Origin of the sequence: Microbacterium sp. CJ77 (assembly GCF_002911615.1) — a bacterium.
Taxonomy (GTDB): Bacteria; Actinomycetota; Actinomycetes; order Actinomycetales; family Microbacteriaceae; genus Microbacterium.
Map to the genome: position 1 here is coordinate 105,967 of NZ_PQBR01000015.1, position 16,956 is coordinate 122,922.

The window sequence follows — 16,956 nt, forward strand, 5'->3', positions numbered from 1 at the left end:
CATGCTCAGACGAGACCTCCGTCGATCGACCGTCCATAGTCGGCCGGGTCTTCGGGTACGAGCACCTCGGAGTCGCGGTTGAGTGTCTCCCCTCGGAAGAAGGGCTTCGACCGCGGGAAGGCGAACCAGATCAGCATCAACAGGACGCCGATCGCGAGGGCACCGACGCCGACCACGAAAGTGCCGCCGATGCCGAGCAGAACGGTGTAACCGTAGTCGACGTCGTACATGTCGATAGCGGACTGCACGAACGCGTAGGTGAGCATGAGCGCGCCCAGCAGCGGCAGGAGACCCTTGTAGAAGAAATCCCGGCCCGAGCGGAACAGGTCTCGGCGGAAGTACCAGACGCAGGCGAAGCCGGTGATGGCGTAGTAGAACGCGATAGCGAGTCCGAGCGACAGGATCGAGTCCTGCAGGATGTTGTCGCTGATCAGGGTCATGCCGACGTAGTACAGGGAGGCGACGGCGCCCATCACGAGGGTCGAGAACGACGGGGTCTTGTACCGCGGGTGCACGGTCGCGAAGCGCCGCGGCAGGGCCTTGTACGCGGCCATGGCGAGGGTGCCGCGCGCCGTGGGCAGGATGGTGGTCTGCGTCGACGAGACGGCCGAGATCAGCACCGCGACGACCAGGACCCAGCCGAACGGACCGAGCAGCCCGTCCTTGATCGCCAGGAAGAAGTCTGCGGCGTTCGCCTCGTTACCGAGGCCTGTGCCGTCGGTGCCGAGGCCCGCGTACATCATGGCGGCGACCGTGACCGTGACGTACGTGACGAGCAGGATGACCGTGGTCAGCAGGGCGGCGAGACCGGGGATGCGCTTGGGATCCTTCGTCTCTTCGTTGAGCGCGAGGCAGGTGTCCCATCCCCAGTAGATGAAGAGCGCGAGCAGGACGGCCTCGGTGAAGCCCGACCAGTCGGTGAAGCCCAGCGGGTTGAACCATGCCCAGTCGAAGGGCGTCGCGCCGGGTGCGGTGCCCGAGAAGAACTGGGTGAGGGCCGCGATCACGAAGATGGCGAGGGCGAGGTATTGGATCGCGAGCAGGACGTTCTGCACCCGTTCGCCGATCTCGACGCCCCGCCAGCTGACCCAGGTCATCGCGGCGATGAAGGCGACCCCTGTGGCGGTCACGAGCGGCACGTTGTCGGCGAGCGATCCGTCGCCGATGAGGGACCACAGGTAGATGCCGGCGATCTGGGCGAGGTTTGCCAGCACGACCATTCCGGCGACCGCGACGCCCCAGCCACCCATCCACCCGACGAACGGTCCGAATGCTTTGGTGCCCCACGTGAACGTGGTGCCGCAGTCGGGCACGGCTCTATTCAGCTCGCGGTACGCGAACGCGATGAAGAGCATGGGGATGAAGGCGATCACGAACGCGATCGGGGCCTGGGCACCTACCGCGAGCACGACGAAGCCGAGGGTGGCGACGAGCGAGTAGACCGGCGCGGTCGAGGCCAGTCCGATCACGGTCGAACCCCAGAGCCCCAGCGTGCCGGTGGCGAGACCCTTGCCTTCGGGACGGCGGAGGTCGATCGGAGTGGTGGCGGTCATGTCCACACCTTGGCCGAGCCGGAGCCTTCACCGCAAGAGAGAATCGTGTCTTCGGGCGTCTCCCCCGCGCAATGCGCCCCCCGGCGCGGCCTCGACGACCCGCGCCGCACCTGCCACATCACCTCGACGATCCCCGCAGATCCACCCGTGCCGGACGCGCTCCCGGGGCGCACAGCCATGCTCGTCCCGCGCCCGGGCGGGCGTACGGCGGAAGCGAGCGCTCCCCGGCTACCGTCCGCAACTCGGACGCGCAGTCCGCGTCGACGATCAACGGATGCCTCGGCCGCAGCTCCTGCAACAGGCCCCAGCGCGCCAACCACTCCTCGCCGTCGCCGACGAGAATCTGCGCCGTCGATGATTCCGCCCGCACATCGCCCGTCTGAACGTCGCCCGTCTGAACGGCGCCCCTCTGAACATCGCCCCTCTGAACATCGCCCAGCCGCACGCCGAGCGGTGTGTCCCGGAGTAGGCGTACGCCCGCGGTTCTGCCCACGCGGGTACGCAGCGCCGCGGCGGTCGCGTCCGTCTGTCGCGTGACGACCCCCGTGAGCACCCCCGGTGTCCACGTTCCCAGACTCGGAGGCGTCGACGCGGGGCGCTCCTCGACGCGGGCGAACTGCACATCCCAGCCCGCGAATCTTCCACGGCCGGGCGGCAGGTCCGGCCGGAACCCGCTGCCCTCACCTCCCGCGGCGACGTGATCCGCGCGCGTGGTGAGCGCGAGGAGCGCGCGCTGCGGCAGCGTGTCGATGATCCGACCCAGGCGACCCGACAGGGAGCGCGCCGTCACGATCAGCCGTCCCGAACGCGCGATCCGGTCGAGGCGCTCCCCCACGGCGACGGCGTGGTCGGGCGGGAATCGGGCAAGCAGGTCATCCGCGTCGTCCACGAGCCAGAGCCCCGTCTCTCGCTCGCCCATCAGCGTGTCCCACGCCGCCTCGAGATCGTCGGGCACCACGATCGCGTCAGCGACCTGAGCCGCGATGAGCGCGACGATAGACGACTTTCCGGATGCACCGCGCCCGATGACGGCAAGGCCGCTGGTCTCGGCGAGCGCGATCGGGAACTGCCGCTGACGAGCCGGGTCGTCGGCGAGGGCCAGCAGCACGGCCCCGTCGGCATCCGACCGCTCGCGGAGGTCTTGCAGCGTGACCTGACCCGGGAGGGCCGGCAGCCACGGCGCGCGGGGAGCACCCTGCGGTCGGGTCGAGCGCGCCACGTCCGCAAGCTCGGCGCTGCTCGTCAGCGCGACGCGCAGAGCCTGTGGGGCGGTGTCGCCCGCGCGCCGGACGAATGCCCGCCCCCGGCCGGCCGAGCCCCCGGGAAGACGCGCGGCGGAGTCGTCACCCAGCACCGCGCGGCTATCCGCCGCATCCGCCGAGCGCAACGCCACGCGGAGCGGGCAGTTGGCGAGCAGCGCGTCGGCCATTGCGCCCGACACACGCTGCGAACCGAGGATGAGGTGCAGGCCGAGCGCCCGCCCCCGCGCCGCGACATCCGCGAAGATGCGGTGCAGCCCATCGCGCTCGGCGAGAAGCGCCGCGAACTCGTCCACGACGATCACGAGCCGGGGCAGATCGACCCGCGGGTCGGTGATGTCCCGCGCACCGCGAAGCGCGAGCTCGTGCTCGCGTCGGCGCAGCTCGGCCCGCAGGCTCGCGATCGCCCGCTCGGCGGACCCGCCGTCCAGGTCGGTGATCACGCCCGTGACGTGCGGGAGGTCCGCGAGCGCGTCGAACGTCATCCCGCCCTTGAAATCGGCGAGGAGGAAGGAGACCTCTCGTGTCGAATAGGCGGCGCACAGCGCCGTTATCCACGTCGTCAGCAGCTCGGACTTGCCGCTGCCCGTGATGCCCGTGACGACGGCGTGCGGTCCATCGCGGACGAGGTCCACGAGCACGTCGCCGTCGCCCGCGCGCCCCAGGGCCACGGATAGACCCCCGGGCTCACCGACCCCGAGGGCGTCGCGCACCGAAGCGAACGAGACCGGACCCTCCGTCTCATCTCGCCCGTAGAGCACCCGTCCACGCTCCGCGAGCAGGCGTGCCATCGCCCGCGCCTGGCCCTCCGAAAGCGCCTCGACGGCCAGCTCGACTCGATCCGTCCCGACTGTGAGGGTCGCGTCGTCCGGTTCACGCACGTCGAGGACCACAGCGCACCGCGGATCGATCGTCGACCCCGCCGGACCCCACGTCATGAGGATGCCCCTGCGCGCGGGACCGGAGTCAGCGGGGCTCACGACGAGCTGCATGGGGCCCTCGCCGATGCCCGACACGCGAAGCGGGTCGCCGTACCCGTCGCGGAGCACAGCACCGTACCCGTCGCGGTGCCCGTCACCGTGCAGCGCCTGGTGCGGGAGCCCCGACATCCACTCCCATCGCTCCGGCTCAGGACCCGTCACCCGCAGCGCCTCGGGCGTATGCGCGAGGCAGAGCTGCAGGACGAGCCCGCGAACGACGGCGCGCGCGAGCGCCGGTTCACCGCGCACCGCCACGCCGACGCGCCAATCGACCGTGAGCGGTGCGTCCCGGAGGCTGGCGACGCTGCGGCGTAGCCGCTCGGCCTCGGGTCGCGACGTATCGCCCGTCAGCCGGAGATCGCTCGGGCGCTCGCCTCGACCCACGACGAGATGTCGCGACCCCGGGGTTCGTCGTCGCCAGATCTCTTCGGAGCGCTGAGAGAACGCCGAGACATCCGGATGCAGCGCACGCAGTTCTCGCCGTTCGCGCGCGTGGCGCACGGTCGCGGCGGCTTCGATCTCGGCCAGCACCCGCTCGTACTCGGCCTCGGCCCGTGCTCTGCGGCGGCGGCCTCCCCGCACCTGGTCGAGGAGCCCGCCGACCGCCACGAGCGGGCCGAGGAGCGCAAACAGGAGGGCGAACGGCGAGCCGATGATGGCCCAGAGCGCGACGCCACCGACGAGGGGCACCATCGTCGCGACGAGAGGAAAAGGCGCCCGGGAGGGCAGGACAGGCGGCGCGGGAAGCGTCAGGGGATCATCGAGGGGCACATGCCCCAGTCAACGCGTGACACCACGGACAATGGTGCCGGTGAGCCCGATCCGGGGATCAGGCGCCGGCAGCCGGCTCTGGGGAGGAACTCTCCGACACGGTGGCCTGCGGTCGTCGCGCGGAACCGCGCTCGGCCGTGTCGGTGTCGTCGTCGGTCACGTCGGCCGGGCGCGTTCCCGGACGCCGCACGTCGACGACGACGATCGAGATGTTGTCTCGTCCTCCGTTATCGAGGCACGCCTGCATCATCTGCTCGATCGCGACCCGCGGATCGTCGTTCTCGAGCAGGAAGTGACGGATGCCGAAGTCGGTGAGCTCCTTGGTCAGCCCGTCGGAACAGATGACGAAGCGATCCCCATCGAGCACGTCCAGGCGAATGTAGTCGGGGTGCACGCTCTCGCTCGGACCCACGGCGCGCGTGATGACGTTTCCGTAGGGGTGGTTCTCGGCCTCTTCCGGGCTGAGACGGCCGGAGGCGATGAGCTCTTGGACGACCGAGTGATCCGTCGTGACCTGGGCCAGCGTTCCGTCACGCAACAGGTAGACGCGGGAGTCACCGATGTTGAGAGTCACCCACGTGGGTTCGATGCCCGTGGTCTCGAGGAAGATCCCGGTGACCGTGGTCCCGGTGCCGTCGTCGGTCGCCTCGGGGTGGGCGATGATGTCCTTCACCGCGCGCGAGAGCGCCTTCTCGATCGACTTCGGGTTGATCCGGCCGTCACGCACGAGATCTCCGAGGCGATCGACCGCGCTCGCGCTGGCGATCTCGCCGCCCAGATGCCCGCCCATACCGTCCGCGACGATGAAGAGCGGATAGTCGGCGAGAACGGCGTCCTGATTGAGCTCACGACGCATCCCGCGATGCGTCACGGCAGCCCACGAAAGCGAGAGCTCGCCGCCGCCCTTGAGCGTTACGGTGCGGCGATCTGCGATCGCGTCGAATTCGGGCACGCGGTCATCCCTCCGATGGGCCAGCGACTCGGTGCGCCGAGATCACGCCGACCGCGCGCGGCGCGGCGCGGCTTACACATCCTAGTAGACCACCCCGGACCTGCAGATTTCGTGGTGCGCAGTATCACCGAAGCCCCCGTCTCGGCGCCCGTGGTCCGGTTGCGGCGGAACAGAATCCCGACGAGCCGTTCGCCGAGAGCGAACACGCCGTCGAACGAGCGGGCACCCGCGCGACGAAACCCCCGCCACGGATGCGACGGGGGTTTCGGCACGGGTGGTTACGTCCGGGGTGCGCTCGGGTCTTCCGGGGCGACCGGGGGCGCCGGAGGCGGCGAGTAGGAGCCGGGCTGCGTGGCAGGGTTCGCGGGGAACCCGCCAGCCGGGGTCTGAACGGGGATGCCGTTCCAGACCGTCTTGTCGGCGAGGAAGTTGCCCGCCCACGGCGCCGCGGGGATGGCGGTGTTCCAGCGCGACTTGTCGAAGGCCAGGATGCCGAGCCACACGATCGCGAGGAAGAAGTAGAGGATGAGCCAGACGGCCTCCTTCTGCAGCTTCAGCCCCACGCGCCACGCGGCGGCCAGCGTGTACAGGAAGGCCGCGATCGGGATGATCTGACCGATGACGGGGATCCAGCCGAGGACACCGCTCGCGAGCCAGAGCACCAGCAGCCACCACGGGTTCAGGTCACCGAGCTTGACGAAGATCATGGTGTTGTAGATCGGCACCCAGGCGCGCCACTTGCCCTCGACCCCGGCCTTTTCGAAGATCTTCATGTAGAAGATCGCTCCGATGACGTATCCGGCGATGAGGATGATGAAGAGGAACGGAAGGAAGAGGAACAGGAAGGCAAGCGCCGCACCCGACCCGTTGTCGTAGTAGGTGATATCCAGAGGCATGTCCATATCCATCTCTCGGGGCCCTCAGGCCGCGGTTCGGGGGCCCGTCGGGCCCGCGTGTCACATGGTAGCGAGATACCGGGCAAACATGCAGGAGAATCTCAGGTAACTCCCGATTTTTCCTCCACCAGGGTCCAGACGCCGTCGGCCCCCGGTCGCACCTCGACGCCCGCGGCACCCGCCCATCGCGCGAACCCGGCCGCGCTCCGGATGCGCGGCCGGTCACTGGCGAGCAGGCGCGCGAGCGCGCCCTTCGCGTGCTTGTTGAAGTGGTTGAGGGCCCGCACCGCGCCATCATCGCCGGTCGCGGTCACGACGCGCAGATAGACCGACGGGAGCGCAGAGGGAACGGGACCCAGCGCCGCATACGCCTCGGAGCGCAAGTCCAGGATGAACGGGGCTCCGGATGCCGCGAGCGCTGCCGTGACCGCGGTCGCCCAGTGCCGACGGAGGGAGCCGAGCGAAGGGATCGACGCCGTCGCCCCCAGCCGGTAGGCGGGGATGCGATCGAGTGCACTCACCGGGCCGAAGGGCGCGCTGTGGATCATGACGTGTGCACCGAGCCAGCGTCTCGCTGCCGGTCCGAGAGTGTCGGCCGCGAGGGCGTCGTAGAGCACTCCCGTGTACCGGTCGATGGCGGCCATCGTCGGGGACGCGTCCAGCGCCGCATTGACCTCGATCTCGCCCGACTGACGGGGGCTCAATCCGAGAACCCGCGCGGCCTCGGCGTGGTCACCCGAGAGCTGGATCAGCGCGTCCACGGCGCTCCGGCGCTGCGGACCGAGGACCGGCAGGGCAAGCCGATCGAGATCGAGGGGCGCGAGTGCGCCACCGGGCTTCTTCGTCTCGGACGGGGGAAGCAAGACCAGCATGACGACTCCGAAGCGCGAGGAAGACGGGTGAAGGATGCCGCACGAACGAAGGCGAGGAGCCCCTGCGGGCCCCTCGCCTTCGTTGCGTTCGAATCAGACGGAAATCGATTCAGGCCACGAGCGCGGCGTTTCCGGCGACGATGGTGAGCACGTCACCCTCCATCGACAGGAACCCGTCCTGCGCGTTCGCGAGCACCTTCGACCCGTCCGGCTGTGTGATGCGAACCTGACCCTGCGCGAGGATCGCGAGGATGGGCTCGTGACCGGTCATCAGACCGATCTCGCCCTCGACCGTCTTCGCGATGACGAGCGTCGCCTCACCGGTCCACACCTCCGCGTCCGCGGAGACCAGGCTCACGTTGACGGGCATGCTCAGCCGTTTTCCTTCTGGATCTGCGCCCAGCGCTCTTCGACGTCGCCGATACCACCGACGTTGAAGAAGGCCTGCTCGGCCACGTGGTCGAAGTCACCCTTGACGATCGCGTCGAACGACTCGATGGTCTCCTTGATCGGGACCGTCGAACCCTCGACACCGGTGAACTTCTTCGCCATGTAGGTGTTCTGCGAGAGGAACTGCTGGATGCGGCGTGCACGCGACACGACGACCTTGTCCTCTTCCGAGAGCTCGTCCACACCGAGGATCGCGATGATCTCCTGCAGTTCCTTGTTCTTCTGGAGGATCTGCTTCACCGCGGTCGCCACGCGGTAGTGGTCGGCACCGATGTAGCGCGGGTCGAGGATGCGGCTGGTCGACGTCAGCGGGTCGACGGCCGGGTACAGACCCTTCGACGCGATCTCACGCGAGAGCTCGGTTGTGGCGTCGAGGTGCGCGAACGTCGTCGCCGGCGCCGGGTCGGTGTAGTCGTCGGCGGGGACGTAGATCGCCTGAAGCGAGGTGATCGAGTGGCCGCGCGTCGACGTGATGCGCTCCTGGAGCACACCCATCTCGTCGGCGAGGTTCGGCTGGTAACCCACCGCGGAGGGCATACGGCCGAGCAGCGTCGAGACCTCGGAACCGGCCTGCGTGAAGCGGAAGATGTTGTCGATGAAGAGCAGAACATCCTGGTTCTGCACGTCACGGAAGTACTCCGCCATCGTCAGGGCCGAGAGGGCGACGCGCAGACGCGTTCCCGGCGGCTCGTCCATCTGACCGAAGACGAGGGCCGTCTTGTCGAAGACGCCGGCCTCTTCCATCTCGTGGATGAGGTCGTTGCCCTCACGGGTGCGCTCGCCGACACCGGCGAACACCGACACACCACCGTGATCCTGCGCGACGCGCTGGATCATTTCCTGGATGAGGACGGTCTTGCCGACACCGGCACCACCGAACAGACCGATCTTCCCACCCAGCACGTAGGGAGTGAGCAGGTCGATGACCTTGATACCGGTCTCGAACATCTGCGTCTTCGACTCGAGCTGGTCGAAGTTCGGAGCCTTACGGTGGATGCCCCAGCGCTCGGTGATCTCGATCTTCTCGCCCGGCTGTGCGTTGAGCACCTCACCGATGACGTTGAACACCTTGCCCTTGGTCACATCGCCGACGGGCACCGTGATGGGGCCGCCGGTGTTGCGCACTTCCTGGCCGCGGACGAGGCCGTCCGTGGGCTTCAGGGCGATGGCACGCACGAGGTCGTCACCCAGGTGCTGGGCGACCTCGAGCGTGAGCTCGGTCGACTCTTCGCCGATCGTGATCGTCGTCTTCAGCGCGTTGTAGATGTCAGGGATCGCGTCGTGCGGGAACTCGATGTCGACGACGGGACCGTTGACGCGCGCGACGCGCCCGACGACCGCGGTCTCCGTCGTTTCGGCGGTGGCGGTGGGGGTCATGGTCTTCTTCTCTTTCGTGTGGGCTTACTTGCTCGAGATGTCTATTTACTCGATGCCAGGGCGTCGGCTCCGCCGACGATCTCTGCGATCTGCTGCGTGATCTCGGCCTGGCGCGCATTGTTGCGCAGACGTGTGTACGTCGTGATGAGCTTGTCGGCGTTGTCGCTGGCGGACTTCATCGCCTTCTGCGTTGCGGCGTGCTTTGCCGCGGACGACTGCAGGAGGGCGTTGAAGACGCGGCTCTGGATGTAGACGGGTAGGAGCGCGTCCAGCACCGTCTCGGGGTCCGGTTCGAACTCGTAGAGCGGATACACCGCGCTGGAATCGGAAGCATCCGATTCGACGACCTCAAGAGGCAGCAGTCGAACCGTCTCGGCCGATTGCACCATCATGCTGACGAAGCGGTTGTACACCAGATGGATCTCGTCGACGCCATCCGTCTCTCCGCCACGCCGGTAGGACTCGAGCAGCTCGGCGCTGATCTTCTCCGCCGTCGTGAACTGCGGGGTGTCGGTGTCGCCGATCCACTGCGCGGCGCTCGCCAGCTTGCGGAACTGGAAGTAGCCGACCGCCTTGCGCCCGACCAGGAAGTACGTGACTTCCTTGCCCTGGGAACGCAGCAGCGCGGCGAGTTCGAGCCCCTCACGCAGGATCTGCGAGTTGAACGCGCCCGCGAGACCGCGGTCCGAGGTGAAGATGACGACGGCCGACCGGCGGATGACCGGGCGTTCCGTCGTGAGCGGGTGTTCGACGTTGGAGTGGGTCGCGACCGCCGAGACGGCCCGCGTCACGGCGCGCGCAAAAGGTGAGGACGCTTTGACGCGCGCCATCGCCTTCTGAATGCGCGAAGCCGCGATGAGCTCCATCGCCTTCGTGATCTTCTTGGTCGTCTGGGCAGAAGAGATCTTCTGCTTGTAGACCCGTAGTTGTGCGCCCATGGTGTCGCTGTCGCGTCTCCCTAGCCCCGGCGGCCCTTGACGATCTGCTCCTGGTTGACGTCCTCGGCCTCGGCGGCCGCGACCTCTTCATGTCCGGGAGCGGAGATGCTCTGACCCTTTCCGCCCTGGAACTCGAGGGTGAAAGCGTCGACCTGCTTGTCGAGCTCGGTGAGCGTGTCGTCGTCCAGCACATTGGTCGTGCGGAGGGTCGTCAGGATCTCGGTGTTCCGGCGCAGGTGATCCAACAGCTCCGCCTCGAAACGCAGCACGTCCTCGACGGCGATGTTGTCGAGCTTGCCGTTGGTGCCGGCCCAGATCGAGACGACCTGTTCCTCGACCGGGTACGGCGAGTACTGCGGCTGCTTGAGCAGCTCGGTCAGTCGAGCACCGCGCGCCAGCTGGCGACGGGATGCCGCGTCCAGGTCGCTCGCGAACATCGCGAACGCCTCGAGCGAGCGGTACTGGGCGAGCTCGAGCTTGAGCGTTCCCGAGACCTTCTTGATCGACTTGACCTGAGCGTCACCACCCACACGCGAGACCGAGATGCCCACGTCGACCGCGGGACGCTGGTTGGCGTTGAACAGGTCGGACTGCAGGAAGATCTGGCCGTCCGTGATCGAGATCACGTTGGTCGGGATGTACGCCGAGACGTCGTTGGCCTTCGTCTCGATGATCGGCAGACCCGTCATCGATCCGGCGCCGAGCTCGTCCGAGAGCTTCGCGCAACGCTCGAGCAGACGGGAGTGCAGGTAGAAGACGTCACCCGGGTAGGCCTCGCGGCCCGGCGGACGACGGAGGAGAAGGGAGACGGCACGGTAGGCCTCGGCCTGCTTCGACAGGTCGTCGAAGATGATCAGGACGTGCTTGCCGCCGTACATCCAGTGCTGGCCGATGGCCGAGCCGGTGTAGGGCGCGAGGTACTTGAAGCCCGCCGGGTCGGACGCGGGCGCGGCGACGATGGTGGTGTACTCCATCGCTCCGGCGTCCTCGAGCGCGCCCTTGACGGCCGCGATCGTGGAGCCCTTCTGGCCGATGGCGACGTACACGCAGCGAACCTGCCTGTTCTCGTCGCCCGACGCCCAGTTGTCCTTCTGGTTGATGATCGTGTCGATCGCGATGGCCGTCTTACCGGTCTGGCGATCGCCGATGATGAGCTGACGCTGTCCGCGACCGATCGGGATCATGGCGTCGATCGCCTTGATGCCGGTCTGCATGGGCTCGTGCACCGACTTGCGCTGCATGACGCCGGGCGCCTGCAGCTCGAGCGCACGGCGTCCCTCGGTCGCGACCGGGCCGAGGCCGTCGATCGGGTTTCCGAGCGGGTCCACCACGCGGCCGAGGTATCCGTCACCGACGGCGACCGAGAGGACCTCGCCCGTGCGGGTGACCGAGTTGCCGGCCTCGATGCCCGAGAACTCGCCGAGGACGACGACACCGATCTCGTGCTCGTCCAGGTTCAGGGCGAGGCCCTGCGTGCCGTCCTCGAACGTGACGAGCTCGTTCGCCATCACGCCGGGCAGGCCCTCGACGTGGGCGATGCCGTCGGCCGCGTCGACGACCGTGCCGACCTCGGCCGCGGCCGCGCCGGTGGGCTCGTACGCGGCGGCGAAGTCCTTCAGCGCGTCACGGATGACGTCGGGGCTGATCGATAGTTCTGCCATTGTCTTCCTCTGTCTTGAGAGTGCTGTCTGGTGCGGGGCTCTCGCTCCGCGTTCCGCACGGGGTGCGGGAAATCTGGGTTCAGCCCGCCAACCGCTGACGGAGTTCCGCGAGGCGAGCCGAGACGGATGCGTCGATGACATCGTCCGCGATCTGCACGCGCAGGCCCCCGACGACGGCCTCGTCGACCACCGTGTTCAGGGATACGTCGCGGCCGTACTTCGCGCTCAGCAGGCGAATCAGCTGCGCCGCCTGCGCGTCCGTGAGGGGCGTGGCCGTCGTGACGGTCGCAACCGTCCGGTTCAGCTCGTCCGAGACGATCCGCATGGTGCGCGAGAGCGACTCGCGGATGCGGCGCTCCCCCGGCTGCTGCACGATCGACGAGACGATCAGGGCGGTGCCCGCGCTGACGCGACCGGCGAGCAGCGTGTCGACGAGCGCGCCCTTCGCGGTCGCGTCGCCGAGGCGGCTGCCGAGCGCGAGCTCGAGCTCCGGATTCGCCGTGACCGTCCGCGAGAACGAGAACAACTCGCCCTCGATGTCGGAGGCACCCGTCGTGCCCGCACCCGCCGAGATCGCCACGACGCGGATCGCGAGCTCTTCGATTCCGGCGATCAGATCGGCGGCCGAAGACCACCGCTGCTCGACGGCGAACGCGAGAAGGGAGACGCTCGTCGGTGCGAACGTCGCGCCGAAGACATCCTCGACGACCTTCCGACGCGACTGCGGCGATGCCGACGGGTCGGCGAGCGCACCGCTCAGGTGCGACGAAGAACCGACGACCCGTGCCGAGTGGAAGAGCTGGCTCGCGACGGCGAGATCGAGGCCCTTCGCACCGGCAAGCTCGGCGTTCGTCGCGCGCTGCGCCTGAGTGGTCGCGCTGCCCATTACTCGGCCTTCCCCGCAGCAGCCTTTTCGGATGCCTCGAGCTCGGCCAGGAAGCGGTCGACCACGGACTTCGCCTTCGCGTCGTCGGAGAGCGTCTCTCCGATGACTCCGCCGGCGAGGTCGAGCGCGAGCGTTCCCACCTCGGAACGCAGCGAGACGAGTGCGCCCTGGCGCTCGGCTTCGATCTGCGCGTGCGCCGTCGCGGTCTGACGCGCGGCCTCGGCGGCTGCGGCGTCCTTGGCCTCGGCGAGAATGCGCTTGCCGTCCTCACGGGCGGCCTCGCGGATCTCACCGGCCTCGCGGCGGGCGTCGGCCAGCTGCGCGGTGTACTCCTGCAGCGCTGCCTCGGCCTGCTTCTGCGCCTCGTCAGCCTTCGCGATGTTGCCCTCGATCGCGGCGGACCGCGCGTCGAGCAGCGCCGTCATCCGCGGAAGGATGACACGCCAGAACACCAGCAGGATGACGACGAAGCACACCGCAGACCAGACGATGTCGTACATCGCCGGAATGAGCGGGCTGGGCGCCTCGCCCTTGCCTTCAGCGGCAAGAGTGACAAGAGCGTTCAGCATCCTGTCTCCTTAAGTGAGGGTCTGATGGCTTAGAAGCCGAAGATGAAGCCGGTCGCGATACCGATGAAGGCGAGCGCCTCGGTGAACGCGATACCGATGAACATCAGGACCTGAAGGCGGCCGGCCAGTTCGGGCTGACGCGCGACGCCCTCGATGGTCTTGCCGACGACGATGCCCACGCCGATGGCCGGGCCGATCGCGGCGAGGCCGTATCCGACGGTCGCGACGGAGCCGGTGACCTGGGCGAGAACCGTAGTTGCATCCACGGGTGTGTTTCCTTTCGGTGAGGGGCGGCGGTTGCCGACCCGATCAGTGCTCTTCCGCCACCGCGAGCTGGATGTAGACCGCGGAGAGGATGGTGAAAACGTAAGCCTGGAGGAACGCCACCAGGATTTCGAAGAGGGTGAAGGCGAACCCGAACGCGAGCGTTCCGACGCCGAGCAACGACCAGAAGCCGCCGAGCGAGAAGATGAAGAACTGCGTCGCCGCGAAGAACAGCACCAGCATGAGGTGCCCGACGATCATGTTCATCAGGAGTCGGAGCGTCAGCGTGACGGGCCGGATGATGAAGGTCGAGAGGAACTCGAGCGGGATGATGATGATGTACAGCGGCCACGGCACGCCCGAGGGCATCAGCGAGTTCTTGAAGAAGTTGCCCGGGCTCTTGCGCACACCCGCATAGATGAACATGACGTACGCCACGATCGCGAGGAGCAGCGGCATGGCGATGACGCTCGTGCCGGCGATGTTCAGGAACGGGATGACTCCCGTGATGTTCATGAACAGGATCAGGAAGAAGAACGTCGTCAAGATCGGCAGGAAGCGATCGCCATCCTTGCGTCCGAGCAGGTCGTGCGCGATGTTGACGCGGACGAAGTCCAGGCCCATCTCGACGACGCTCTGGAACCGTCCGGGAACGACCTTCATGCGGCGTGTGCCGACCAGGAAGACGACGATCAGGACGACGGTCGCGAGAATCTGGATCAGGTTGATGCGCGTGAGCGCGAACCAGGTTCCCTCGAAAAGGACGGCGTCAGGGAAGAACTCCCAGATCGACGGCGGATGGAATCCACCATCGTCAGTGCTTGCGGTGGCGATCAAAGTCGCGGCTTGAGTCAACTGCGCTGGCTCCAGCTTCGGGGGCACCGGTCGAGACCGATGCGACGGGAATGGTGAGAGTCAACCGCGGCGGTGCACGTCACTGTGTATCGGTGAGACTGCGGAAAAGACTGCCGAAAAAATGTCTAACGACGGTGTCTGTTACGACTGTGTCTGTCACGAACCTCAGTTCGATGCACGGCCCAGGGGAACGCCTCAACCCTATCAAGGATCTGGGCAGGTCACGAATCCGCGGGCGGCTTCGTGATGGCCTGCGGGGTTTCAGGGGCACTGCTATCCCCCGGCAACGTCACATCGCTCACGTACGGCAGTCGCATCCGCAGCATGACGACGACGTCCACCACGAGCGAGGCGACGATTCCGGCGACCAGTCCGATGAAGAAGACGGGCGGGACGATCCACTCCTGCCCGCGCAGCACCAGCAGGACGACGATGAATACGACGAACTTCAGCAGCCAGCCGCCCAGCACGATGCCGAAGAAGATCGGGACGAAGAGGGGGTCGCCGAACCAGCGGTTGGCGATCAGGATGCTGATGGCCGTGATGCCGAGGAAGACGGCGGCGGTCAGCACCCCCGAGAGGGCGCTCAGCGCCCCGTCCGCCTGGGCCACGCTGAAGCCGACGAGTACGCCCACGACGATGAGGGCCGCCGTGAGTATCACGCTCCAGCGCAGTGTCGCGGCGAGAATGGGCGTGCTGGCGACGACCCGGTCCGAGGGCGGGGATGAGCGTGTCTTCTTCATGGCAGTTCCTCCACGGGGGTCAGAATCTCTTCGGCGGTGCGGGGGTCCGCCTCACGCCGGCGGCGCCTCGAGGGCATGAACGTCAGGACGAGGCACGCCGCGGCGCCGATCGCGGCGAAGCCGACCCCGATCCAGTAGGACAGTTGGTTGCGCTCGGCGATGAACATGAGCAGCACCGCGAGGCTGATGACCGCGGTCCAGGCGTAGAAGATCAGCACGGCGTCGCGGTCGCTGTGGCCCATGTCGAGCATGCGGTGATGCAGGTGCTTGCGGTCGGGCGAGAACGGGCTCTTGCCCGCGCGCAGGCGGCGCAGCACCGCCATCCCGAAGTCGAGCAGGGGCAGCAGGACGACGACGATCGGCAGGACGATCGGGATGAACGCACCGAGCAGCTGCGAGCGACCGAAGTCTTCCGGGTCGAGTGCGCCCGGCGGTATGGCACCGGTGATCGCGATGGCGGATGTCGCCATCAGCAAGCCCAGCAGCAGCGCACCCGAATCGCCCATGAAGAGCTTCGCGGGCGTCCAGTTCAGGGGCAGGAAGCCCAGGCACGCTCCGACCAGCACGGCGGCGATGAAGGTGGCGAGAGAGAAGTTGTTCGTCGCGAACTCACGCAGCAACAGGTAGGAGTAGACGAAGAACACGCCGTTCGCGATCAGGCAGACGCCGGCCACGAGACCGTCGAGCCCGTCGATGAAGTTGACCGCGTTCATGACGATGACGATCGAGAAGACCGTCAGCGTGAAGCTGACCCAGCTCGAGCCGACCGTCAGTCCGCCGATCGGCAGCGAGTAGATCTGCAGTCCCCCGACGCCCGCGATGAGCCCCGCGGCGAGAAACTGCGCGCCCAGCTTGATGAGCCAGTCCAGATCCCACAGGTCGTCGATCACACCCACGACGACGATCAGCAGCATCGCGCCGAGGATTCCGTAGATCTGCTGCGGGGCCGACCAGAACGGATTGAAGTAGTCGTTGGCGCGCGACACGACGAAGGCCGCGACGATGCCGAAGAACATCGCGACCCCGCCGAGCCGGGGCGTCGGGGTCTTGTGCACGTCACGCTCGCGGATGCCGGGGTACAGCTTGAACCGCATGCTCAGCTGCCACACCGCCCACGACAGGGCGAACGTCAGGAATGCCGTGAAAAGTATGGTGAAGATGTACTGCTTCACGCGGTGGCACCCGACTCGAGGGAGTCGCCCAGGAGCTCGCCCAGCGATTCGCGCAGTCGCTCGAAAGACACGGCGCCCTCGCGCAGCACCCGCACCCGCGCGTCCTTCTCGTGGCGGGCCAGCGCGGTGGCATCGATGATCGTGGACGCGACACCCGTGTTCGACGGTCCGTCATCGAGGTACACCTTGACGCTGCTGCGCAGCATCCGTTCCGCCTCGAGGACGGATGTCGCGGCCGGACGACCCGTGAGATTGGCGCTCGAGACCGCGAGCGGCCCTGCATCCTGAATCAGGTCGAGGGTGACGCGATTGTCGGGCATCCGCACCGCGACGGTGCCGTGCGTCTCGCCCAGGTCCCACGCGAGCGAGGGCTGGCTCGGCAGCACGATGGTGAGCCCGCCGGGCCAGAACTCGGCGATCAACCGCTCGACGGGCTCGGGCACCTCGCTGACGAGCGCCGCGAGCATCGGTGCGCCCGAGACGAGGACGGGCGGGGGCGACTGGCGACCGCGCCCCTTCGCGGCCAGCAGAGCGGTGACAGCGGCCGGGTCGAAGGCATCCGCCGCCACACCGTAGACCGTGTCGGTCGGCAGAACGACGAGCTCACCGCGCGCGATAGAACGTCGCGCGTGCCGCAGGCCCGCGAGGAGCTGCGCCTCGTCGCGGCAGTCGAAGATGTCGGACATGTCCCGCCAAGTCTACGGTGGGGCATCCGCGTCGCCCGCCCGATGCCATCCCCGTCCCGCGCGATTCGCGCA

General features: G+C 67.7%; 16 protein-coding genes. All 16 read right to left on the bottom strand.

Translation table 11 applies throughout. The features are described 5' to 3' along the window. Positions 1-5: 5 nt before the first annotated feature. Positions 6-1,553, bottom strand: coding sequence for an APC family permease (locus tag C2868_RS09675; RefSeq protein WP_103663215.1), 1,548 nt, complete (start codon positions 1,551-1,553; stop codon positions 6-8). Between the two features lie 118 nt (positions 1,554-1,671). After that, positions 1,672-4,485: an FtsK/SpoIIIE domain-containing protein gene (locus C2868_RS09680; RefSeq protein WP_103663195.1), complete on the bottom strand. Its 2,814-nt coding sequence runs from the start codon at positions 4,483-4,485 to the stop codon at positions 1,672-1,674. A 136-nt stretch (positions 4,486-4,621) separates the two neighbouring features. Beyond that, positions 4,622-5,515: a PP2C family serine/threonine-protein phosphatase gene (locus C2868_RS09685; protein WP_232711139.1), complete on the bottom strand. Its 894-nt coding sequence runs from the start codon at positions 5,513-5,515 to the stop codon at positions 4,622-4,624. A gap of 278 nt (positions 5,516-5,793) precedes the next feature. Beyond that, positions 5,794-6,411 carry a DUF5684 domain-containing protein gene (locus C2868_RS09690; protein ID WP_100810319.1) on the bottom strand — a complete coding sequence of 206 codons (618 nt, stop codon included), beginning with the start codon at positions 6,409-6,411 and terminating at the stop codon, positions 5,794-5,796. A gap of 101 nt (positions 6,412-6,512) precedes the next feature. Beyond that, positions 6,513-7,283, bottom strand: a complete 771-nt coding sequence (locus C2868_RS09695; protein ID WP_103663196.1) for a YaaA family protein — start codon at positions 7,281-7,283, stop codon at positions 6,513-6,515. 109 nt (positions 7,284-7,392) lie between these two features. Then, complete coding sequence (locus tag C2868_RS09700) at positions 7,393-7,653, bottom strand: F0F1 ATP synthase subunit epsilon (RefSeq protein WP_103663197.1); 261 nt, start codon at positions 7,651-7,653, stop codon at positions 7,393-7,395. A gap of 2 nt (positions 7,654-7,655) precedes the next feature. Continuing rightward, on the bottom strand, positions 7,656-9,110 hold the full coding sequence (gene atpD, locus C2868_RS09705; protein WP_100810316.1) for a F0F1 ATP synthase subunit beta: 1,455 nt from the start codon (positions 9,108-9,110) through the stop codon (positions 7,656-7,658). Between the two features lie 41 nt (positions 9,111-9,151). Then, positions 9,152-10,048, bottom strand: coding sequence for a F0F1 ATP synthase subunit gamma (locus C2868_RS09710; RefSeq protein ID WP_100810315.1), 897 nt, complete (start codon positions 10,046-10,048; stop codon positions 9,152-9,154). A gap of 20 nt (positions 10,049-10,068) precedes the next feature. Beyond that, entirely contained in the window at positions 10,069-11,709 is a 1,641-nt protein-coding gene (atpA, locus tag C2868_RS09715; protein ID WP_100810314.1) for a F0F1 ATP synthase subunit alpha, read from the bottom strand. Between the two features lie 79 nt (positions 11,710-11,788). After that, positions 11,789-12,595 (bottom strand): F0F1 ATP synthase subunit delta, encoded by an 807-nt coding sequence (locus C2868_RS09720; RefSeq protein WP_103663198.1) that lies wholly within the window; start codon positions 12,593-12,595, stop codon positions 11,789-11,791. Beyond that, entirely contained in the window at positions 12,595-13,164 is a 570-nt protein-coding gene (locus tag C2868_RS09725) for a F0F1 ATP synthase subunit B (RefSeq protein ID WP_036294851.1), read from the bottom strand. The genes C2868_RS09720 and C2868_RS09725 overlap by 1 nt, the downstream gene beginning before the upstream one ends. A gap of 29 nt (positions 13,165-13,193) precedes the next feature. Then, the gene (gene atpE, locus C2868_RS09730; protein WP_036294846.1) at positions 13,194-13,430 is read right to left on the bottom strand and encodes a F0F1 ATP synthase subunit C; all 237 of its coding nucleotides are present in this window, start codon (positions 13,428-13,430) and stop codon (positions 13,194-13,196) included. 43 nt (positions 13,431-13,473) lie between these two features. Then, positions 13,474-14,265 carry a F0F1 ATP synthase subunit A gene (atpB, locus tag C2868_RS09735; RefSeq protein WP_100810312.1) on the bottom strand — a complete coding sequence of 264 codons (792 nt, stop codon included), beginning with the start codon at positions 14,263-14,265 and terminating at the stop codon, positions 13,474-13,476. Positions 14,266-14,504: 239 nt separating this feature from the next. Then, positions 14,505-15,026 carry a hypothetical protein gene (locus C2868_RS09740; RefSeq protein WP_051512886.1) on the bottom strand — a complete coding sequence of 174 codons (522 nt, stop codon included), beginning with the start codon at positions 15,024-15,026 and terminating at the stop codon, positions 14,505-14,507. Beyond that, positions 15,023-16,198 (bottom strand): MraY family glycosyltransferase, encoded by a 1,176-nt coding sequence (locus tag C2868_RS09745; protein WP_181003417.1) that lies wholly within the window; start codon positions 16,196-16,198, stop codon positions 15,023-15,025. The genes C2868_RS09740 and C2868_RS09745 overlap by 4 nt, the downstream gene beginning before the upstream one ends. Beyond that, the gene (locus C2868_RS09750) at positions 16,195-16,884 is read right to left on the bottom strand and encodes an L-threonylcarbamoyladenylate synthase (RefSeq protein ID WP_100810311.1); all 690 of its coding nucleotides are present in this window, start codon (positions 16,882-16,884) and stop codon (positions 16,195-16,197) included. Before C2868_RS09750 ends, C2868_RS09745 begins: the two co-directional genes overlap by 4 nt. Between the last annotated feature and the right edge of the window lie 72 nt (positions 16,885-16,956).

What these genes read in the sequence shown, in the direction of transcription:
- C2868_RS09675 (WP_103663215.1), bottom strand. Translation starts at nt 1,553, where the DNA reads ATGACCGCCACCACTCCGATCGACCTCCGCCGTCCCGAAGGCAAGGGT.
- C2868_RS09680 (WP_103663195.1), bottom strand. Translation starts at nt 4,485, where the DNA reads ATGGTGCCCCTCGTCGGTGGCGTCGCGCTCTGGGCCATCATCGGCTCG.
- C2868_RS09690 (WP_100810319.1), bottom strand. Translation starts at nt 6,411, where the DNA reads ATGCCTCTGGATATCACCTACTACGACAACGGGTCGGGTGCGGCGCTT.
- C2868_RS09695 (WP_103663196.1), bottom strand. Translation starts at nt 7,283, where the DNA reads ATGCTGGTCTTGCTTCCCCCGTCCGAGACGAAGAAGCCCGGTGGCGCA.
- C2868_RS09700 (WP_103663197.1), bottom strand. Translation starts at nt 7,653, where the DNA reads ATGCCCGTCAACGTGAGCCTGGTCTCCGCGGACGCGGAGGTGTGGACC.
- atpD (WP_100810316.1), bottom strand. Translation starts at nt 9,110, where the DNA reads ATGACCCCCACCGCCACCGCCGAAACGACGGAGACCGCGGTCGTCGGG.
- C2868_RS09710 (WP_100810315.1), bottom strand. Translation starts at nt 10,048, where the DNA reads ATGGGCGCACAACTACGGGTCTACAAGCAGAAGATCTCTTCTGCCCAG.
- atpA (WP_100810314.1), bottom strand. Translation starts at nt 11,709, where the DNA reads ATGGCAGAACTATCGATCAGCCCCGACGTCATCCGTGACGCGCTGAAG.
- C2868_RS09720 (WP_103663198.1), bottom strand. Translation starts at nt 12,595, where the DNA reads ATGGGCAGCGCGACCACTCAGGCGCAGCGCGCGACGAACGCCGAGCTT.
- C2868_RS09725 (WP_036294851.1), bottom strand. Translation starts at nt 13,164, where the DNA reads ATGCTGAACGCTCTTGTCACTCTTGCCGCTGAAGGCAAGGGCGAGGCG.
- C2868_RS09740 (WP_051512886.1), bottom strand. Translation starts at nt 15,026, where the DNA reads ATGAAGAAGACACGCTCATCCCCGCCCTCGGACCGGGTCGTCGCCAGC.
- C2868_RS09750 (WP_100810311.1), bottom strand. Translation starts at nt 16,884, where the DNA reads ATGTCCGACATCTTCGACTGCCGCGACGAGGCGCAGCTCCTCGCGGGC.